This is a genomic window from Streptacidiphilus rugosus AM-16, from assembly GCF_000744655.1.
In the GTDB taxonomy this organism is placed as follows: domain Bacteria; phylum Actinomycetota; class Actinomycetes; order Streptomycetales; family Streptomycetaceae; genus Streptacidiphilus; species Streptacidiphilus rugosus.
In genome coordinates this window covers 458,743-476,545 of the sequence record NZ_JQMJ01000003.1, presented here as the reverse complement: position 1 = coordinate 476,545, position 17,803 = coordinate 458,743, and the positions used below count along the sequence as shown (strand labels likewise).

16 protein-coding genes are annotated in these 17,803 nt (G+C 72.7%); 6 read left to right on the top strand and 10 right to left on the bottom strand.

Going from position 1 to position 17,803, the window contains the following annotated elements; all coding sequences use genetic code 11:
• Positions 1-44: 44 nt before the first annotated feature.
• Together BS83_RS05580 and BS83_RS05575 are read right to left on the bottom strand one after the other, a co-directional pair.
• The gene (locus tag BS83_RS05580; protein ID WP_051942673.1) at positions 45-1,463 is read right to left on the bottom strand and encodes a serine hydrolase domain-containing protein; all 1,419 of its coding nucleotides are present in this window, start codon (positions 1,461-1,463) and stop codon (positions 45-47) included.
• Between the two features lie 182 nt (positions 1,464-1,645).
• Positions 1,646-2,680, bottom strand: a complete 1,035-nt coding sequence (locus BS83_RS05575; RefSeq protein WP_051942672.1) for an ABC transporter permease — start codon at positions 2,678-2,680, stop codon at positions 1,646-1,648.
• Between the two features lie 111 nt (positions 2,681-2,791).
• Between BS83_RS05575 and BS83_RS05570 the strand changes: the two genes are divergently transcribed.
• Entirely contained in the window at positions 2,792-3,406 is a 615-nt protein-coding gene (locus tag BS83_RS05570; RefSeq protein ID WP_051942671.1) for a TetR/AcrR family transcriptional regulator, read from the top strand.
• 144 nt (positions 3,407-3,550) lie between these two features.
• On the opposite strand, the gene BS83_RS05565 is transcribed toward BS83_RS05570, so the two are convergent.
• Positions 3,551-3,931 carry a GatB/YqeY domain-containing protein gene (locus tag BS83_RS05565; RefSeq protein WP_037601564.1) on the bottom strand — a complete coding sequence of 127 codons (381 nt, stop codon included), beginning with the start codon at positions 3,929-3,931 and terminating at the stop codon, positions 3,551-3,553.
• Between the two features lie 394 nt (positions 3,932-4,325).
• Here BS83_RS05565 and BS83_RS43570 point away from each other — a divergent pair, with 394 nt between their 5' ends.
• Complete coding sequence (locus BS83_RS43570) at positions 4,326-4,811, top strand: SsgA family sporulation/cell division regulator (protein WP_051942670.1); 486 nt, start codon at positions 4,326-4,328, stop codon at positions 4,809-4,811.
• Positions 4,812-4,830: 19 nt separating this feature from the next.
• Here BS83_RS43570 and BS83_RS05555 read toward each other — a convergent pair whose 3' ends face one another.
• Both BS83_RS05555 and BS83_RS05550 read right to left on the bottom strand, forming a co-directional pair.
• Positions 4,831-5,043: a DUF4287 domain-containing protein gene (locus BS83_RS05555; RefSeq protein ID WP_037601562.1), complete on the bottom strand. Its 213-nt coding sequence runs from the start codon at positions 5,041-5,043 to the stop codon at positions 4,831-4,833.
• A 135-nt stretch (positions 5,044-5,178) separates the two neighbouring features.
• Complete coding sequence (locus tag BS83_RS05550; protein ID WP_051942669.1) at positions 5,179-6,168, bottom strand: sigma-70 family RNA polymerase sigma factor; 990 nt, start codon at positions 6,166-6,168, stop codon at positions 5,179-5,181.
• A 158-nt stretch (positions 6,169-6,326) separates the two neighbouring features.
• On the opposite strand from BS83_RS05550, the gene BS83_RS05545 reads away from it, so the two are divergent.
• Both BS83_RS05545 and BS83_RS05540 read left to right on the top strand, forming a co-directional pair.
• Positions 6,327-7,349: an ATP-binding cassette domain-containing protein gene (locus BS83_RS05545; protein ID WP_084713155.1), complete on the top strand. Its 1,023-nt coding sequence runs from the start codon at positions 6,327-6,329 to the stop codon at positions 7,347-7,349.
• Complete coding sequence (locus BS83_RS05540; RefSeq protein ID WP_037601557.1) at positions 7,346-8,110, top strand: ABC transporter permease; 765 nt, start codon at positions 7,346-7,348, stop codon at positions 8,108-8,110. The genes BS83_RS05545 and BS83_RS05540 overlap by 4 nt, the downstream gene beginning before the upstream one ends.
• Here the strand turns inward: BS83_RS05540 and BS83_RS05535 are convergent.
• Positions 8,094-11,330: a BTAD domain-containing putative transcriptional regulator gene (locus BS83_RS05535; protein ID WP_037601554.1), complete on the bottom strand. Its 3,237-nt coding sequence runs from the start codon at positions 11,328-11,330 to the stop codon at positions 8,094-8,096. The two genes, BS83_RS05540 and BS83_RS05535, sit on opposite strands and share 17 nt — an antisense overlap.
• Positions 11,331-11,515: 185 nt before the next feature.
• Here BS83_RS05535 and BS83_RS05530 point away from each other — a divergent pair, with 185 nt between their 5' ends.
• A complete protein-coding gene (locus tag BS83_RS05530; protein WP_037601551.1) occupies positions 11,516-12,754 on the top strand; it encodes a GNAT family N-acetyltransferase in 1,239 nt (412 codons plus the stop codon).
• A 133-nt stretch (positions 12,755-12,887) separates the two neighbouring features.
• Here BS83_RS05530 and BS83_RS05525 read toward each other — a convergent pair whose 3' ends face one another.
• The 3 genes from BS83_RS05525 to dnaB are packed head-to-tail and all read right to left on the bottom strand — an operon-like array spanning position 12,888 to position 15,431.
• The gene (locus BS83_RS05525; RefSeq protein ID WP_051942668.1) at positions 12,888-13,502 is read right to left on the bottom strand and encodes a hypothetical protein; all 615 of its coding nucleotides are present in this window, start codon (positions 13,500-13,502) and stop codon (positions 12,888-12,890) included.
• A gap of 4 nt (positions 13,503-13,506) precedes the next feature.
• The gene (locus BS83_RS05520) at positions 13,507-13,863 is read right to left on the bottom strand and encodes a cyclic-phosphate processing receiver domain-containing protein (RefSeq protein WP_037601545.1); all 357 of its coding nucleotides are present in this window, start codon (positions 13,861-13,863) and stop codon (positions 13,507-13,509) included.
• A gap of 26 nt (positions 13,864-13,889) precedes the next feature.
• Complete coding sequence (dnaB, locus tag BS83_RS05515) at positions 13,890-15,431, bottom strand: replicative DNA helicase (protein WP_051942667.1); 1,542 nt, start codon at positions 15,429-15,431, stop codon at positions 13,890-13,892.
• A 309-nt stretch (positions 15,432-15,740) separates the two neighbouring features.
• Here dnaB and BS83_RS05510 point away from each other — a divergent pair, with 309 nt between their 5' ends.
• Positions 15,741-17,099 (top strand): MATE family efflux transporter, encoded by a 1,359-nt coding sequence (locus BS83_RS05510; protein ID WP_051942666.1) that lies wholly within the window; start codon positions 15,741-15,743, stop codon positions 17,097-17,099.
• A gap of 241 nt (positions 17,100-17,340) precedes the next feature.
• On the opposite strand, the gene rplI is transcribed toward BS83_RS05510, so the two are convergent.
• On the bottom strand, positions 17,341-17,787 hold the full coding sequence (gene rplI / locus BS83_RS05505) for a 50S ribosomal protein L9 (RefSeq protein WP_037601539.1): 447 nt from the start codon (positions 17,785-17,787) through the stop codon (positions 17,341-17,343).
• Between the last annotated feature and the right edge of the window lie 16 nt (positions 17,788-17,803).

The window sequence follows — 17,803 nt, the reverse complement described above, 5'->3', positions numbered from 1 at the left end:
GCTTTACCCGCATGATGACAAATTCCGCCGAATCAGCAGGTATTTCACCAATCCTCGGCGCGCCAGCCCTCCGGGTCCACCCCGCCCGGCACCGGACCGTCGAGCGGGTAGGGCTCGCGGGTCAGCACGAAGGTGCCGAGGTCGAGATGGTCCACCGCGCCCTGCGCGTCCGGCACCGCGCGCATCGTCTCGCCGTGCCAGTAACCGCCCTCGGCGATCCACGACTCCCCGTCCTCGGCGCGCAGCAGTCGGCACTCCCTGGTCCCCGCCGCTCCGAGCGGCGTCAGCTCCAGTTCGTCGCCCGCGCCCACCAGCCGCAGCGCGTAGCCGCTCGGCCCCCAGTACCAGGGCCCGGTCAGCGCGAGCACCCGCGGGTCGTAGTCCGCCAGCGGACGCCAGGGCTGCGGGATCAGCGGCTCGCGCTCGGCGACGATCCGGAGGAGATCGGCCGTCAACGTGCCGATCCCGCCCACCGGGCCCGTGGTCGCGTTGCTGAGCACCACCGCGCCGAGCCGCGCCTCCGGGCAGACCCAGAGCGCGGCGAGGAAGCCGGGCATCGAGCCGGTGTGCCCGGCCAGCTCCAGCCCGCCGACCTCGGTGAGCGCGAGGCCGAGCCCGTACCGCTCCTCACCCGACGCGTTGCACTCCCGCATCTCGGCGAGGCTCGACGCCGCCAGCACCCGCTCGTCGCCCGCGGCCAGGAAGGCGGCCCACCGGGTCAGGTCCTGCACCGTGGACCAGAGCTGACCGGCCGGAGCCATTCGCCCGGTCTGCTGGAGCGGCTCAGTGAGGATCACCTCCGCCCACGGGTGCACCGCCCAGCCGCCCGCGTGCGGCGCGTCCGGCAGGGCGCTGGTGCGCCGCATGCCGAGCGTGCGCAGCACCTCGCGGTGCAGCACGGTGTACCAGTCGTCCCCGCGCAGCTGCTCCACCAGCGCCCCGAGCAGCGCGAAGCCGACGTTGGAGTAGTGGAAGAGGCGGCCGGGCTCGTGCCGCAGCGGCGGGTGCTGCAGCACGTCGCCGAGCTCGGGGCGCAGCGCCCCGTCGGACCGCTCCCACCAGGGGCCGGGCGGCTCGTTGCTCAGCCCGGAGGTGTGCGACAGCAGTTGGCGGATCGTCACCTCTCCGGCGGCGGGCCCCACCGCGGGCAGGTGCTGCCCGAGGCGGTCGGAGAGCTTCAGCCTGCCCTCGTCGCGCAGCCGCATCACCAGCACGGCGACGAAGGTCTTGGTGATCGAGCCGATGCGGAACTGGGTGTCGGGGTCCGGCGCGTGCCCGTCGACCATGCTGCGCGATCCCCACCAGCGCCGCTCGCCGTCGCGCAGGACGGCGGCCACGATCCCGGGGATCCGGCCCTCGCGCTGGGCGACGGCGATGCGGTGGGCGAGGGCGCGGCGGGTCTCCGGCAGCAGCTCGGTGAAGTCGTCGTCGCCGATGGCGTAGGGGAGTTGCGGTGTCGACATGATCCGACGCTAGTCCGCGCGCACGGAGCCGCGGAAACGAATTGCCGGTGAGCGGCCGAACGGCGAGGACCGCCGGGGTCTCCGGCGGTCCTCTCCGTCGTGCGGGGAGCGGGTCGCGCAGGGTGCGCTTCGTACCGGGTGCGGGTCGTTCGGGGTGCGGGGGAGCGGCCCAGGTCGGCGACTCAGACGACCGCCGGCCGGCCCTCCCGCCCTGCCTCCGCCGCCTCGTCACCGCGGCGGGGCGCGACGGACGCGTCCTCGGCACTGGCGACCGCCTTCGAGCCGGAGCCGGTGCCTGCGCGGGCGGCGAGGGCGGTCAGGCCCAGACCGGCGACGATCCAGGCCGCCAGGACCAGCAGCGGGAACCCGATCCGGTGCCCGCCGAAGAAGGCGGCGTCCCGCAGGGCCGTCGCGCCGGCCCCGACCGGGAGCAGACGGCCGGCCCAGGAGGCGAAGCCGGGCAGCAGCTCCGGTGCGGACATCACTCCCGACCAGGCGTTGCCGAGCAGCATCAGGACCAGGGCGCCGAGGCCGATCCCCTTGGCGCCGAGCCGGATCGCGAGGCCGCAGACCACCGAGGAGACCGCGAGGACCATCAGCGCCACCACTCCGGCGTTCGCCGCCGCGTTCCCCTCCAGCGCGCCGAGCCAGCCCTGGCTCACCGTCACCGCCGCCGCGCCGACCGCCGCGGCCGAGAGCAGCAGCATCAGCAGCCGCTGACCCACACCGCGGCCGAACAGGAAGGTCACCGCGCCGAGGGCCAGTCCGGCGATCGCCATCGGCAGCACCGAGGAGGCGAAGACGCTGCCACGCGGGTCGCCGGACGGCAGGGGGACGACATCGGTCACCGTCGCACCGCCGGGCGCCTGGTGCGCCACCTGCTGCAGCAGGGTGGCCACGGCGGGGGAGGCCGCCGAGGCGGTGAGCATCCGCGTCCCTTCGGGGGCGAGCACGATCGCACCGTAGACCTGCCGGTCCGCGACGGCGGTTCGGGCGGCGGCGAGGTCGGCGTAGCGGTGGACCGCGAAGGCGTGCGGCCCGGCGTGGACTTCGAGGCCCTGCTCGACCTGGACCACCGCACGGTCCGGCCCGACCAGGCCCAGCGGCAGCTCACGCGGAGCTGTCCTGGCCGCCGGCCAGACGAACGCCCAGAGCAGGGCGACGGCGACGAGCGGCAGCAGCACGACCAGCAGGTAGGGGCGCAGGCGAGCGTTCATGGGGTGGTCTCCCGGTTCTCCAAAGAGAAGGAACATTCGTTTTGCTATGACCTCAGACTGCGCCGGAGCAAGGGCGTTGTCAAGAAGGAACGTTCGCTTTATTTTGGAGCCATGCCACGCGTATCCAAGGAGCACAGCGAAGCCCGTCGGCAGCAGATCCTCGCCGGAGCCCGGCGCTGCTTCGCCGCGAACGGATTCCACGCCCCCTCGATGCAGGAACTACTGACCGAGATAGGCCTCTCCCCCGGGGCCTTCTACCGCTACTTCTCAGGCAAGGAGGAGCTGGTCAGCACCATCGCCGCGGAGGCGCTCGCGAGCGTCACGCAGAGCCTGGTCACCTACCTGAACCCGCAGGATCCGCCACCGCTGAGGGACCTGCTCGGCGGGCTGCCGGGCGCACCCGTGGAGACCCTGCGGGACCCGGAACTGAACCGGCTGATCATCCAGGTGTGGGCCGAGGGCCTGCGCGACGAGGAGTTGTCCAAGGTCCTGCACAACGGCATGCTGCGCCTGGCCGACCTGCTCGCGGAGACCCTCTCGGTCCACCGGCGACGCGGCGAGCTCCCGGCGGACGCCGACCCGGCCGCCTGCGCCCGCGTGATCATCGCCGCACTGCAGGGCTACCTGCTCCAGCGCGCGGCCTTCGGCGTGGACGAGCCCGAGGTCTTCGCCTCCGGGCTGAGGTCACTCTTCCCCGCCGCGACCTCCGCCGACCAAGATCGCTGAATGCTTCACAGCTGACACTTGGCGATCATGGTCGGTGGCCTCGACGTGGCCGGGCAGCCGGGAGGGGGCCCCGGCCCTGTCTCACTCACGCTCCCGCCTCACTCCGGCTCCCGCGTCACCGCAGCGGTCCCGCGTCAGAGGGAGTCAGAGGAAGGCGGCGAGGACGGCGATCTCCGCCCGCAGGCGCTCGGCCTGCTCGGGCCGGGCGACCCGCTCGTACTGGCCGGCCGCCGCCTCCCGCTCGGCGATCTCGTCGCGCACGATCCCGCGTACGTCCTGCTCCGTCAGCAGCCGCCGCGGCGCCTCGGCCGCCCCGACGCCGACCGCGATCTGCTCGACGGCGAGCGAGCGGCCGATCCCGGCCACGCCCTGCGCCTCGGCCGGGTCGATCGCCTCCGCGTTCTCGATCGCGCCGAGCGTCGCCCGGAGGACGGACGCGGCGGCCCGGTCCCGCGCCTTGATCGCCCCGGTGAGGGCGTCCCTGAGCTGCTGACGGACGGGCGCGGACGGGGATTCGATCGACATGGCCGCGACGATACGTTCGCACGCCCCCATCGGGCGAACGTATTTCGCACCGTACACACGCGACCCGCGCGGCTGCGACCCCGCGCCTACGTGTCCGCAGGAATCTCCATCCGCATCTCCCCGGACAGTTGCCAGACGGCGTTTCCCTCGTTGAACCGAGCATGACGGCAGACTCGTTGAGGCCCTCTGCGGGGCGAGAAGAAACGTTTCGGCATGACGAGCCCATCTACACCCATCTGGCCGAGCTGTGGCACAGCACGGGTCGCTCCGTCCCGGGCGAGCCCGACCTCGAATGGCGACGCCTGACGCGCGTCCCCGGCCGCCCCCTCCCCTCGCCGAGGGACGGACACCCGCTGTTCGCCAAGCACCGCAGAGGACCGGGAGGGCAGCAGAGTTGAACCCGCCCCACGCCTCCCAGCCGCCGCAGGCCCCCGAACCGCCCCGCCCACCGCGTCCGCCCGTCGACCGGGCAACCGCCGCCGCCTGCGGCGCGGACATCCGGCTCCACCTGGTGGCGGGGCACATGGGCGAGATCCCGGTGTCCGCCCAGCTCACCTACACCCAGGCCGACCCCTACGCCGTCCGCCTGCACTGCCTGACCGGCCCCAGCACCACGGTCACCTGGGTGCTCGACCGTGCCTCGCTCCGCTCGGGACTGCGCCGGGTCTCCGGTCTCGGTGACGTGGTGATCAGCCCGGGTCCCGGCAGCGGGTCGCTGTCCATCACCCTCGGCAGCGGCCCGGGCGCGGCCCTGCTGCGCGCCGAGGCGGAGGAGATCCGGGGCTTCCTCCGGCTCACCGAACACGTCGTCCCCTACGGCGCGGAGGGACGGCACCTCGACATCGACGACCTCATCGCACGGCTCCGGGGCGCACCGTGAGCCGTGTGGGCGGTAACCCTCACCGGCCCTTCGCCTCGGCCAGGGTGTGGGCGACGAGAGCGTTGGCGTGCCCGTGGCCGAGCCCGTGCTCGGCCTTGAGCCAGTTCACCAGCTCCATGTGCTTCGTCAGACCGGAACCTCGGATCAGTTCCTGCCACTCCACGATCGGGCGGCCGTACTTCTTCTCGATCGAGGGAAAGTAGCTGGCGGGGCCCTTCACCTGCTGGGTCATGGGTGATCTCCTGTCGCTTCGATCGCTTCGACGGCCGGAGCGCCTGCCGGCGCTGCCGTCGTGGGCTGCTTCACAGGGTCGGACGAAGCACGCCCGGAGAACTCATCGGCCGCGCGCGGAGATTTCCGAGATCTTCTACGCGGGGTGTCCGGCGGGCAGCCGCGGCGGCAGTCCCCACAGTGGGAAGAGCCGCTCGGTGTCCATGTGGTTGGTCATCGCGCTGATCCTGCCGTCGGTGATCTCCAGGAGGGTGATCCCCCACGGCGTCCAGCCGTCGCCGTCCTCGGCCGGACGGTACTGCGCGAAGGCCGGGGTGCCGTTCGCCTCCACCGGCAGCAGGCGCGATCCGCGGCAGCCGCAGCCCGCTCCCTGCCACCACGCGCCCAGCTCGACGACCCCCCGCACCCACATCTGGTACGGCGGCATGTTGAGGACCGCGTCCTCGTGCAGCAGGCTCTGCAGACCCTGGATGTCGAAGTCCTCGAACGCCCTGACGTACCTGGCCAGCAGCGCCCGCTGGGTCTCGTCCAGCGGCAGATAGGTGTCGCTGGACGGAACGCCGCCGTGGTCGGCGAGGGTGGCCCGCGCGCGCTGCAGCGCGCTGTTCACCGAGGCCACGGAGGTCTCCAGCAGGTCGGCCGTCTCGGCGGCCGACCAGGCGAGCACCTCACGCAGGATCAGCACCGCGCGCTGCCTGGCCGGCAGCCGCTGCAGTGCGGAGACCAGGGCGAGCCTGATCGTCTCCCGGCCCACCGCGACCTCGGCCGGGTCGCCGAACAGCACCCGCTCGTCGGGGACCGGCCCGACCCAGACGTTCTCCTCCAGCCGCGCCAGGTCCGGCGCGGTGGCCGAGCCGGGGGAGGACAGGTCCATGGGCCTGGCCCGGCGCTGGGGAGCCGGGGCCATGTCCAGACAGACGTTGGTGGCGATCCGGTACAGCCAGGTGCGCAGCGCCGAACGGCCCTCGAAGCCCTCGAACCAGGACCAGGCGCGCACCATGGTCTCCTGCACCGCGTCCTCCGCCTCGAAGGCGGAGCCGAGCATGCGGTAGCAGTAGGCCGTCAACTCCCTGCGGTAGGGGTCGAGCTGCCCGGCTATGTCGTCGCGGTCCCTGGTCACAGCCACGCTCCCACCCTAGGGCCTGCCCCGGCGGCCACGGCAGTACCTTGATCGATTTCACCGGTCCGCCTTCCTGACCGGCGGCGATGCGACGGAGCGTGGTGTCAGCGGCCGTGTCAGGAGGGTGACAGGGGGGTGACAGGGCGGCTCGGCACCGTGGACGCATGACGAATTCAGCGATCGCGGTCTCCGGACTGCGGAAGGCGTACGGGGACAAGGTCGTCCTGGACGGCATCGGCTTCCAGGTCCCTGAGGGGTCGGTCTTCTCCATGCTCGGCCCGAACGGCGCGGGCAAGACGACCACGGTCAACATCTCGACGACCCTGATGAAGGCCGACGCCGGCACCGTGCGGGTCGCCGGGCACGACGTGGTGACCGCGACCAGGCAGGTGCGCGCGGTCATCGGCGTCACCGGCCAGTTCGCGGCCGTGGACGAACTGCTGACGGGCCGGGAGAACCTGCGCCTGATGGCGGACCTGAAGCGGGTCCGCTCCGGCGACCGCGTCGTCGCCGGGCTGCTGGACCGCTTCGACCTGGCCGACTCGGCGGACAAACTCGCCTCCAGCTACTCCGGCGGGATGCGCAGGAAGCTGGACCTGGCGATGACGCTGGTCGGCGACCCGCGGATCATCTTCCTCGACGAGCCCACCACCGGCCTCGACCCGCGCAGCAGGCGCACCATGTGGGAGATCGTCCGCGGCCTGGTGGCCGAGGGCACCACGATCTTCCTCACCACCCAGTACCTCGAGGAGGCCGACCAGCTCGCCGACCGGATCGCGGTGCTCGACCAGGGCCGCATCGTCGCCGAGGGCACCCCCGCGGAGCTCAAGCGCCAGGTCCCCGGCACTCACGTCCGGCTCAGGTTCGCCGACCCCGCCGTCCTCGACGCGGCCGCGCGGATCCTCGCCGGGGCCACCAGGGACGACCAGGAGCTCACCCTGCGGGTGCCCAGCGACGGCGGCTCACGGTCGGTGCGCGGCGTGCTGGACCGCCTCGACGAACACGCGCTCAACGCCGAGGAGTTCTCGGTGCACACCCCTGACCTCGACGACGTCTTCCTCGCCCTGACCGGTCACGCCGACACCGCGGCCGACAGGACCGCCGGCGCCGGACCGGACAGCTCCACCGCCGGCACGTCCACCGACGACCCCACCGACAACGCCACCACGGAGGCGATCGCACGATGAGCACGCTCTCGACCGCACTCGGCGACTCCGCGATCATGCTGCGCCGCAACGTCCGGCACACCGTCAGGAACCCCGTCACGGTGTTCCAGGCGGTCCTCTTCCCCATCGTCATCATGCTGATGTTCGTCTGGGTCTTCGGCGGCGCCTTCAAGGTCGAGGGCAGCTACGTCGACTACGCCGTGCCCGGCCTGCTGGTCATGGCCATCAGCTACGGACTCGGCCCGACCGCCGCCGCCGTCAACGGCGACATGACCAAGGGCGTCATCAACCGCTTCAAGGCCATGGACGTCTCCCACGGCGCCGTGCTGGCCGGACACGTCGTCTCCACGACGGTGCGCGGACTGCTCGCCGACGCGGCCATCATCGGCGTCGGCTTCGCGATGGGATTCCGCCCGCACGCCGACGCCGCCCAGTGGCTCGCCGCCGTCGGCCTCCTGCTGCTGCTCGGCTTCGCGGTCAGCTGGCTCACCGTCGCCATGGGCCTGGCCGCCAGGACCGTGGAGTCGGCGGGCATGGCCACCGTCCCGCTGATCATGCTGCCCTTCCTGAGCAGCGCGTTCGTGCCCGCCCACAGCATGGGCGCCGGCATCCGGCAGTTCGCGGAGTACCAGCCGTTCACCCCGATCATCGAGACGCTGCGCGGACTGCTGCTGGAGGGCCACGCCTCGACCGGCGACGCGATCGCCGCCGTCGCCTGGTGCGTCGCCTTCGGCGTCCTCGGCTACGTGTGGGCGGTGTCGACCTTCAGGAAGCGAGCGTGACCTCGACCAGGAGGGACCAGTCGGTCCCCGCCCCCTCCCGAGCCGCCTCGGCGAACCCCGCGTCGCCGAGGCGGCTCCGTGCCGCCCGCTCGATCCGGTCGAGGTCCGGGTGCGAGCGGTCCCGCAGCCCGCGCACCGCCTCGCTCGCACCGAGCAGCCGCGCGGCCTGCTCGGGCCGGTCGCCGCGCAGCGCCAGATCCGCCACCCCGACCAGGACCTGCGCGACCAGCGGCGCGTTGCCCGCCTCGGCCGCCGCCGCGCAGGCCGCCGCGCGGTGCGCCCGGCACTCGCCCAGGTCGTCCGTCAGATACCCGAGCACGTCGTGCCGCAGCGCCCGGATGTTCGTCTGCTCCGCCTCGTCGCCCAGCAGCGTCGTGGCGACGTCGAGCTGGGCGCGCGCCTCGACGGCGTCGCCGCTCCACCGGGCGAGGTCCGCCCGCGTGAGCGCCAGCTCGGCCAGCGCGTCCGGCCAGGTGACCCGCTCCGCCCACCGCTGCGCCTCGGCGAGCGCGGACGCGCAGGCGTCCTGGTCGCCCAGCAGCCAGTACAGCCTGGCCTGCTGCGCGCGCATCCGGATGACGTCCTCGGTGGCGCCCAGCTCGGCGACCACCGCGACCGCCTGCTCGTAGTGCGCGCCGGCGACGGTGAACTCGCCGCGCACGGCACTACGGTCGGCCAGCTCGGTCAGCGCGAAGGAGATCCCGAACCGCTCGCCGATCGCCCGGAACGCGGCCAGCGCCGACTCCAGGTACGCGTCCGCCTCCCCGCCCGCCTGCCCGAGCATGATCCGCATCTTGCCCATGTGCAGCCGGGCCAGTGCCCGCACCCAGGGATCCTCGTCCTCCAGCAGCGGCGCGAACGCCGACAGGAAGGCGTCCGGGCCGTGCAGCAGCCGCTCCAGGGCCGCCACCAGCCCGAGCAGCGGGTAACCTCCCGCGCTGCGCCGGCTCAGCCGGTGTGCCTCGCGGATCCACTCCGCCGCCTGGTGCTCGTCGCCCCGACCGGCGCTGACGAACAGCACGACCAGCCCGTACACCATCGCGCGGACCTCGTCGGTCACCTCACCCGGCAGTCCGGTCGCCGCGACGATCAGCTCCATGCCCTCGGTCCGGTGCCCGCCCAGCCACCAGTACCAGCCCGCGCCCGCCGCGAGCCGCATCGCCGCCTGCGCCTCACCCGCCGCGAGCGCACCGCGCAGCGCGGCGCCGATGTCGTCGTGCTCGGCGTCCAGGACCGCGAGCCACGCCAACTGCTCGGCGCGGCGAAGATGCGGGTCCGCGGTCTCCACCAGCTCGGTGACGTGGGCGAGGTGCGCCAGACGCGCCCGCTCCGACTCCCCCGCCTCCACCAGCCGTCGCCCGGCGTACTCCCTGATGGTGCCGATCAGGCGGTACCGCGCAGCGCCGCCCTCCCCGCCCGGCAGCTCCACCCGCAGCAGCGACTTCTCGGCCAGCGAGGTGAGCAGTTCCAGCACGTCCTCCGGCTCGACCCCGTCCCCGGCGCAGACCCGCTCGGCCGCCTCCAGGCTCGCCCCGCCGGAGAACACCGACAGGCGCCGCAGCGCGCGCCGCTCCGCGTCGCTGAGCAGGTCCCAACTCCAGTCCACCACCGCGCGCAGCGTCCGGTGGCGCGGCAGCGCGGTGCGGCTGCCGCCGGTCAGCAGCCGGAACCGGTCGTCGAGGCGGCTCGCGAGCTGCTCGACGGACATGGTGCGCAGCCTGGCCGCGGCCAGTTCGATCGCCAGCGGCATCCCGTCCAGCGCCCGGCAGACCCGCACCATCGTCGCCAGCGTGGCCGCGTCCACCGGGGCGTGCCCGGCGCCACCGGCGTGCGCGGGGTCCGCGCCCTCCACGGCGACCGCGAGATCCGGGCGCACCGCCCCGGCACGGTCACGCAGCAGCCGGACGGCGGCGGAGGCCTCCATCTCCTCCGGCCCGGCGTACCTGTCCGGCAGGTCCAGCGGCTCGACCACCCACAGCGCCTCGCCGGTGATGCCGAGCGGCTCCCGGCTGGTCGCCAGGATCCGCAGCCTGCGGCACTCCCCGAGCACCCGGTGGGCGAAGACCGCCGCGGACTCGATGACGTGCTCGCAGTTGTCCAGGATCAGCAGCGCCTCGCGCTCGCGGACCGCGGCGACGAGCCGTTCCGTCAGGTCCGCGTGGGGCGTCTCCCCGAGCAGCGTGTCCCGCAGGCCGAGCCCGGTGAAGGTCGCCTGCGCCACGTCTCCGTCCGCGCCGATCGCGGCCAGCTCCACCAACCAGGCCCCGTCCGGCAGTTCGCCGAGCAGCGTCCGGGCAATCTCGGTGGCCAGCCTGGTCTTGCCCGCACCGCCCGGCCCGATCAGCGTGGTGAGCCGGTGCCCGGCGACCAGCCCGCGGACCGCGGCGACATCGGCTTCCTTGCCCACGAACGTGGTCAGCTCCGCCCGCAGGTTGGTTCGGCGGTTCTCCGACCGCCGCCCCAACTCGCCGCGCAGCAGCGCGACATGCAACGCCGACAACTCCGGGGAGGGGTCCGCGCCCAGCGTGTCCGCCAGTTCCTCCCGGGCACGCTGGAACACCTGCAGCGCCTCGTTGTCCCGACCGGCCGCGACCAGGGCGCGCATCAACGCGCCGACGAGCCGCTCGCGCACCGGATGCGCCGCCACCAGATCGGCCAGCTCGCTGACCAGCTCCGCACCGCGCCCGAGCCCCAACTCCGCCTCGAACCGCTCCTCGGCCGCGGTCAGCCGCAGCGCCTCCAGCCGGACGACCGCCGCGTCGAACGCGCCGCTGTCCTGCAGGCCGACATCCTGCAGCGCCGCGCCGCGCCACAACTCCAGCGCCTCGCGCAGCAACCGCACTCGCCCCGCCCCGCCCTCGGAGCCGAGCTGTCCTGCGGAGCCGAACTGTCCGGCGCCGGCCACGAGATGTTCGAACCGCACCGCGTCCACGGCGTCGGGCGCCACCGCCAGGCGGTAGCCGTCCGTGTGCCCCTCGATCACCCCGTCCGGCAGCAGCTTCCGCAGCCGGGACACCAGGCGCTGCAGCGCGTTCGTCGCGTCGACGGGCGGCTGCTCCGCCCAGATCCAGTCGACCAGTGTCGCCTTGGGAACGACATGCCCCGCCCGGAGCGCCAGGGCCACCAGCAGTCCGCGCAGCCGCACCCCCGGCACCTCGACCGGGCCGCCGCCGTCCTCGTCGGTGCGAACCTCCAACGGCCCCAGCATCGCGATCTGCACCCGCCGATTTTGCCACGGGCTCTCGGCCGGGCACCCGCCTCGTCCCCGTCCCGCCCGGGCGGTGCCCCGGCCGGCCCGACATGTCGCCCTCCCGATAAATCGCTTGCCTCCCGCGCGGAGTCACGCTGCACTGTGCCCGGCGTCAGGACACGTGACGTCGGTATTCCGAGGAGGCAGCGGCAGCAATGCAGATCCGTCCCACCACCGACCAGGACCTCGACCTCTTCGTCGACACCCTCCATGTCGCCTTCGGGCAGTTCGGCGGAACCCCGGACGAGAACGGCGGCGGGGTGTGGTGGTCGGCGCTCGAAATGGACCGCGGACTGCTGGCCGTGACCCCGGACGGCCGGGCCGTCGGTACCGCCGCCGCGTACTCCTTCGAACTCACCCTCCCCGGCGAGGTCCTCGTCCCCACGGCCGGGGTGACCGCGGTGGGCGTCCTTCCCACCCACCGGCGCCAGGGCCTGCTCACCGCGATGATGCGGCATCAGCTCACCGAGCTGCGGGCCCGCGGGGAGTTCCTGTCCGTCCTGCTGGCCTCCGAGGCCCTGATCTACCGCAGGTTCGGCTACGGACCTGCCACCTACACCGGCCGGCTGACCGTCGAGCGCCACCGGTCCGCCTTCGCCCTCCCCCGGGCGCACCGAACGACCGACGCGGAGTCCTCGGCCGCGGGCACGGACACCGGTTCGGTCGAGGTGCTCCGGCGTGCCGCGTGCGGTGAGATCCTGGAAGAGGTCTACGACCGCTACCGCCGCGCCCAGCCGGGCGCGCTCTCCCGACCGCACCACTGGTGGGCCAGGGGCGCGGGCCAGGTTCCGGTCGCCCCGACGCCGCGCTACGTCGCCGTCCACCGCGACGTCGACGGCGTCCCCGACGGATACGCGAGCTACTCGCTCGACGGCGGCGTCCTGACCGTCGACGAGACCATCGCCACCAACGACACCGCCGCGACAGCCCTGGCCCGGTTCGCGCTCGGCCACGACCTGGCCACCAGGGTCGTGTTCAAGCACCTGCCGTCCGAGCACCCGCTGCGCTGGCAGCTCGCGGACTTCAACGCCACCGAGGCGAGCAGCAACACCGACTGGCTCTGGGTGCGCCTGCTCGACGTCCCGCGCGCGCTCACCGCCCGCGGCTGGTTCGCCGACGGCGAGCTCGTCCTCGACGTCGACGACCCGTTCCTCGGCGAGCACACCCGCTACCTGCTGACCGTCCGCGACGGCAAGGCCGACTGCGTCCCCACGGACCGGGAGCCGGACCTGTCCCTCGACGTCAGCGACCTCGGCTCCGTCTACCTCGGCGGCACCACCCCGAGCACCCTCGTCCGCGCCGGCCACATCCACGCCCACCACCCTGGCGCGGCCGCCCTCGCCGACCAGCTCTTCCGCTCCGACCGCACCCCGCACTGCCTGCACTGGTTCTGAGGCGGCCGGTGGAACGTGCGGTTCACAGCCTCCGGTTCAGTCGCCGAACCGGCGCCGCGAGCCGCACGTTCCCGTCCCCGTGCCGCTACCAGGCGGGCGGCTCCGTGCCGGTCCTGACCGGCATCAACCGGCTTCACCCGGCTTCCCGCGACGGCCGCGCGACCGGGTGGGACATCTGGTAGGCCAACCGCTCCTCGGCGGCGTCGCCGATGCGGGTCAGCGCCTCGTCCAGACTCATGAACTCCTCCCAGACCGTCCGCCCGCCGGCCCGCGCGAGCGCGGCGACGACGAGGTCCTCCAGGTCGGCGACGCGCTTGTTCTTCCAGATCTTGTCGGCGAGGCTCACCAGCAGATCCTCGAAGCCGACGCCGGGCGCGTCCCAGGACGCGTGACTCCCGGCGAAGCGGGCCAGGTCCGCGCCCACCCCGTGGGCCGTCAGGAGCTCCCGCCCGGCTTCCTCGTGCGCCGACCCGGGACCGGACAACTCCTCGGTCCAGCGCGCCTTTCCGATGTCGTGCGTCGCGGCCCCGAAGAGCACGGCATGCGCGTCGAAGACCAGCGCCGGAGAGTTCTGCCCCACCCACGCGACGAGCTGCGCCGCGACGTCATGGACGGCCCGAAGGTGAGCGACCAACCGGGGCGGGGCGTCGACGCTCCGGAGCAACTCCGCGACCTCGACGGGCAGCGGCCGCAGGGTGGGCCGCCGGGTGTCGGCGACCGCGATCCAGAGCACGTCCGTTGTTGTCACCGCGTCAGGGTAACGACGACGATGCCGTCGCCCGCCGCACCTGGTAGTTCCAGCGGGTGAGCGAGCGGACGACGGTCTCGGCACCGATGGGGTTGGCGCTGTGCACGAAGACCGTCCCGATCCTGAAGGGCCGCCCGTGGAAGGCGGCCTCCTCCAGCAGCGCCACCACCGGCATGATGCTGTCGTCCCCACCGAGGTCGTGGTCGAGCCACAGCTCGTCGACGAACCGGTCGCGATGCTCCTCCAGCAGCCGCACACCCTCACGACTGGTCCGGGCGAGCCGCGTCGCCCGGGGGAGCGGCCGGAGGTCGTCGATGCCGAGGATGACGGGCTGGGGCGCGGCGGCTGGGTCCTCGTTCACCCGAGCATTGTCCCCGCCGGGACGCGTCAGCTCTGCGCCATGTCCACGAAGCGTGAGTAGTGACCCTGGAACGCCACGGTGATCGTCGCCGTCGGGCCGTTACGGTGCTTGGCCACGATCAGGTCGGCCTCGCCCGCGCGTGGGGACTCCTTCTCGTAGGCGTCCTCGCGGTGCAGCAGGATGACCATGTCCGCGTCCTGCTCGATCGATCCACTCTCACGCAGGTCGGAGACCATCGGACGCTTGTCCGTCCGCTGCTCGGGACCACGGTTCAGCTGGGAGAGCGCGATGACCGGCAGCTCCAGCTCCTTGGCCAGCAGCTTCAGGTTTCGCGACATCTCGGAGACCTCCTGCTGCCGGCTCTCGGCCCGGCGGGAGCCGCCGTTCTGCATCAGCTGGAGGTAGTCGATGACGACCAGGCGCAGGTCGTTCCGCTGCTTGAGGCGGCGGCACTTGGCCCGGATCTCCATCATCGACAGGTTCGGGGAGTCGTCGATGTAGAGCGGGGAGTCGTTGAGGTCCTGCATGCGCCGCGCGAGGCGGGTCCAGTCCTCGTCGGTCATCGCGCCGGTGCGCATGTGGTGCAGTGCGACCCGCGCCTCCGCCGAGAGCAGACGCATCGCGATCTCGTTGCGCCCCATTTCCAGGGAGAAGAAGACGCTCGGAATCTTGTGCTTGATCGAGCAGGATCGCGCGAAGTCCAGAGCCAGCGTCGACTTACCCATGGCGGGCCGTGCCGCCACGACGATCATCTGGCCCGGGTGGAGACCGTTCGTCAGGGAGTCGAGGTCGGCGAAGCCCGTCGGGACGCCGGACATCTGGCCGCTGCGGGAGCCGATCGACTCGATCTCGTCGAGCGCGCCCTCCATGATGTCGGAGAGCGGGGCGTAGTCCTCGTTGGTCCGCTGCTCGGTGACGGCGTAGATCTCCGCCTGGGCGCGGTTGACGATCTCGTCGACGTCGCCCTCCGCCGCGTAGCCCATGCCGGCGATGCGCGTGCCGGCCTCGACCAGGCGGCGCAGGACCGCGCGCTCGTGGACGATCTCCGCGTAGTACTCGGCATTGGCCGCCGTGGGGACGGAGTTGACCAGGGTGTGCAGGTAGGAGGGGCCGCCGACGCGGGTGATCTCGCCGCGCTTGACCAGTTCGCTGGCGACGGTGATCGGGTCGGCCGGCTCGCCGCGGGCGTAGAGGTCGAGGATGGCGCTGTAGATCAGCTCGTGGGCCGGGCGGTAGTAGTCGCCCGGCTTGAGGACCTCGACCACGTCCGCGATCGCGTCCTTGGAGAGCAGCATGCCGCCCAGCACGGACTGCTCGGCGGCGAGGTCCTGCGGGGGGACGCGCTCGTACGCGGCCTCGTCGGCGGACCGGCCGCCGCCGGAGCCGTCACCGCGTCCGCCGTCGCGGTCACCACGGTCACCTCGGTCGGAACGGTCGCCGCCGTCGCGCTTGCGGGAGAAGGGGAGACGGTCCCCGGGGCCCGAGGCAGAGCCGGGGGCGGGCCATTCGTCGTCCGGCGGCGGAGGGACGTCCTCGAAGCCGCCGTCGTCGTACGGTGCCCCGCTCATCGGTGCCGCCTTCCGCTGCCTGTCCCATGCCTAGCGCTCCATTGAACGGCACGGCTCGGACATTGACCAACACCGAAGAGCGCAGTTATCCACAGGGGGTGTGGATGAGCGCCCCAGGCCTGTGGACAACTGGCTCCAGCCTGTGCACGAGTCGGGGGACAAGGTGTGGACAACCACACAGTCGTCTACCGATCACCACGCTGACCTGCGATGATGGCGACCGCGCCAAGCTCGGGGGAAAAACTTCGGCACGGCGCGGGGGACCATGACAAACGGTGCACGCACGGCTGCACGGCGCAGTGTCACGTAATGACCCAAGCCCCATTGCGCCCATTACCTGTGGATGACTACGGTAGGACCATGCGATTGCGCCAGCACGACCGCGAGATCCTCGCCCTCGCCGTCCCGGCTTTCGGCGCACTCATCGCCGAGCCGCTCTTCCTGATGGCCGACTCCGCCATCGTCGGCCACCTGGGCACCGCCCAGCTCGCCGGTCTCGGGGTCGCCGCCGCGCTGCTCGCGACGCTGGTCAACGTCTTCGTCTTCCTCGCCTACGCCACCACCGCCGCCGTCGCGCGCCGGATCGGCTCCGGCGACCGTCGGGCCGCGGTGCAGCAGGGCATCGACGGGATCTGGCTCGCGCTGCTGATATCCGTGGTGGTCGTGGCCGCCGCGCTGCCGCTCGCCCCGCCCCTGGTCGGCCTCTTCGGCGCCTCCTCCAGCGCCGCGCCCTACGCGGTGGACTACCTGCGCATCAGCAGCGCCGGCATCCCGGCCATGCTGATCGTGCTGGCGGCCACCGGCGTCCTGCGCGGCCTCCAGGACACCCGCACCCCGCTCGTGGTGGCGATCGCCGGCTTCAGCGCCAACCTGCTGCTCAACCTCACCCTCGTCTACGGCGCCGGCCTCGGCATCGCGGGCTCCGCGCTCGGCACGGTGATCGCGCAGTGGGGCATGGCCGCCGCGTACCTGGCCGTGGTGCTGCGCGGGGCCCGGGCCACCGGCGCCAGCCTGCGGCCGGACCTGCCGGGGATCCGCGCCTGCGCGACCGCGGGCAGCCCGCTGCTGGTGCGGACGCTGAGCCTGCGCGCGGTGCTGCTGATCGCGACCGCCGTCGCGGCGCGGCTGGGGAACGTGGAGATCGCCGCGCACCAGATCGCCATGTCGCTGTGGAGCTTTCTGGCCTTCGCCCTGGACGCGATCGCCATCGCGGGCCAGGCGATCATCGGTCGCTGCCTCGGCGCGGGCGACGTGGCCGGCGCGCGGGCGGCGACGCGGCGGATGGTGGAGTGGGGGGTGGGCACCGGCGTGGTGCTGGGCGCGCTGCTGATGGTGGCGCAGCCGCTCTATCTGCCCCTGTTCACCGCGGATCCCTCGGTGCGGTCGCAACTGCTGCCGGTACTGGTGGTGGCCGGGGTGATGCAGCCGTTCTGCGGGGTGGTGTTCGTCCTGGACGGGGTGCTGATGGGCGCGGGCGACGGCCCGTACCTGGCCTGGGCGATGCTGGCGACGCTCGCGCTGTACGCGCCGGTGGCGCTGGCCTTCGGCCCGCACGGGCTGGTGGCGCTCTGGCTGGCGATCGGCTTCGCCATGCTGGTGCGCATGGTCTCGATGGCGCTGCGCGCCCGCACCGGCGCCTGGCTCGTCACCGGCGCGGTCCGCGCCTGAGCGTCGAGCGCCTGAGCATCGAGCGCCTGAGCGCGCACAAAGGGGCGCGAGGAACTGCGCGAGCAGGCATCCGCGTGCGGATGGCCCTGCTCGCTGCGCGACTCACCACCGGGGTGGCTTGTCGCGCAGTTCCTCGCGCCCCTCGAAAGGTGCAACGGACCCTACTGCCGGACGCTGGTCGCGCCCACGCGCCGGAGGCGCATGTCAGCAGAGTCTCGCGCCCTGGAAGGTCCTACGGACCTCAGGCAGCGACGACGTTGACGCTGATGGCAGCGGCAACCTCGGGGTGCAGCTTGACCGTGACCTGGTGGGCACCGGTGGTCTTGATCGGCGAGCCGATCTCGACGCGGCGCTTGTCGACCAGCGGGCCGTCGACGGCCTTGATGGCCTCGACGACGTCGCCCGGGGTCACCGAGCCGAAGAGACGACCCGCGTCGCCGGCGCGGACGGCCAGCTTCACGGTGAGCGCCTCGAGCTTGGCCTTGACCTCGTTGGCCTGCTCCAGGGTCTGGATCTCGTGGATCTTGCGGGCGCGACGGATCGCGTCCACGTCCTTCTGACCGCCTTTGGTCCAGCGGATGGCGAAGCCACGCGGGACCAGGTAGTTACGGGCGTACCCGTCCTTGACCTCGACGATGTCGCCGGCGTTCCCGAGGCCGGAGACCTCGTTCGTGAGGATGATCTTCATTGTTCGGTCACCCTCC

Bases quoted from the DNA above. Each gene is read 5' to 3' on its own strand.
- BS83_RS05580 (WP_051942673.1), bottom strand. From the start codon at position 1,463: ATGTCGACACCGCAACTCCCCTACGCCATCGGCGACGACGACTTCACC.
- BS83_RS05575 (WP_051942672.1), bottom strand. From the start codon at position 2,680: ATGAACGCTCGCCTGCGCCCCTACCTGCTGGTCGTGCTGCTGCCGCTC.
- BS83_RS05570 (WP_051942671.1), top strand. From the start codon at position 2,792: ATGCCACGCGTATCCAAGGAGCACAGCGAAGCCCGTCGGCAGCAGATC.
- BS83_RS05565 (WP_037601564.1), bottom strand. From the start codon at position 3,931: ATGTCGATCGAATCCCCGTCCGCGCCCGTCCGTCAGCAGCTCAGGGAC.
- BS83_RS05555 (WP_037601562.1), bottom strand. From the start codon at position 5,043: ATGACCCAGCAGGTGAAGGGCCCCGCCAGCTACTTTCCCTCGATCGAG.
- BS83_RS05545 (WP_084713155.1), top strand. From the start codon at position 6,327: ATGACGAATTCAGCGATCGCGGTCTCCGGACTGCGGAAGGCGTACGGG.
- BS83_RS05540 (WP_037601557.1), top strand. From the start codon at position 7,346: ATGAGCACGCTCTCGACCGCACTCGGCGACTCCGCGATCATGCTGCGC.
- BS83_RS05530 (WP_037601551.1), top strand. From the start codon at position 11,516: ATGCAGATCCGTCCCACCACCGACCAGGACCTCGACCTCTTCGTCGAC.
- dnaB (WP_051942667.1), bottom strand. From the start codon at position 15,431: ATGAGCGGGGCACCGTACGACGACGGCGGCTTCGAGGACGTCCCTCCG.
- BS83_RS05510 (WP_051942666.1), top strand. From the start codon at position 15,741: ATGACCCAAGCCCCATTGCGCCCATTACCTGTGGATGACTACGGTAGG.
- rplI (WP_037601539.1), bottom strand. From the start codon at position 17,787: ATGAAGATCATCCTCACGAACGAGGTCTCCGGCCTCGGGAACGCCGGC.